We start from the raw sequence: 701 nt of genomic DNA on the forward strand, positions 1-701 counted from the left end.
CAACCGCGGCAAAAATGGCTATCGCAGGAACCCACACTTGCCAGTTCAATGAATCAAACTGAGCAGTAAAAAGTGGCAATAGGTAGAGGAGCAGGAAACCCATGTTCTCTCGATCGGCTGCCTCTACCGTAGTGGCGGAAAAGTTGGCGCGTTCAAGATGCTTTCTGGCATATCGGAGCACCAAAATGCAGATCACAATGAGAGTCATACATGCCACCAGCAGGATGGCAGCTTGTAAGGCTTCGCTGGCTTGATAGGCTACCCATGCATAGGTGATTAGCACGGGCGCAATCGCTGTGCTGGTAAGCAGAAGCTTGGCCAGCCAATTCAGCATGATACCCTCCACTCTCCCGTTAGCAGCTTCTGCATCAGCCCGCGCTTCTGACGCCTCAAAGCTTCTATTTCCCGATCAGTAAGCGCAAGTTCTGCTTGGAAAACTGCAATTTTTGAAGCAATGTCGCGCTGGGTCTCTATTGGAGGCAGCTTGAACTCGATGCTCTCAAATTCATTACGTTGCAGAAGGCGACGCTTTCCTATTTTATTTCCTTGACTTGAACGTGTCTCCAGTAGAAAGCGGATGTGATGCGTTTGAAGTAGCGTGACCATGAACTCAGGGTCGACGTCGGCACTGAGCCGGATGACCCTATAAGCCGGACTCACGATTCCATCAGACGAGCCTGAAAAACGGCCGATGGCTCCAT

Annotated in this window: 2 protein-coding genes; both read right to left on the bottom strand. The window is 50.9% G+C overall.

What is annotated here, in order from left to right:
• Positions 1-334, bottom strand: a 334-nt coding sequence (locus RMT89_RS40570) for a hypothetical protein (RefSeq protein ID WP_315888762.1), incomplete at its 3' end; no start/stop codon positions are given.
• Positions 328-701 (bottom strand): hypothetical protein (locus RMT89_RS40575; protein WP_315888763.1); only part of this gene is annotated, 374 nt, incomplete at its 5' end. The genes RMT89_RS40570 and RMT89_RS40575, both read right to left, overlap by 7 nt.

The sequence above is a fragment of the Streptomyces sp. P17 genome (assembly GCF_032436805.1).
Classification (GTDB): domain Bacteria; phylum Actinomycetota; class Actinomycetes; order Streptomycetales; family Streptomycetaceae; genus Streptomyces.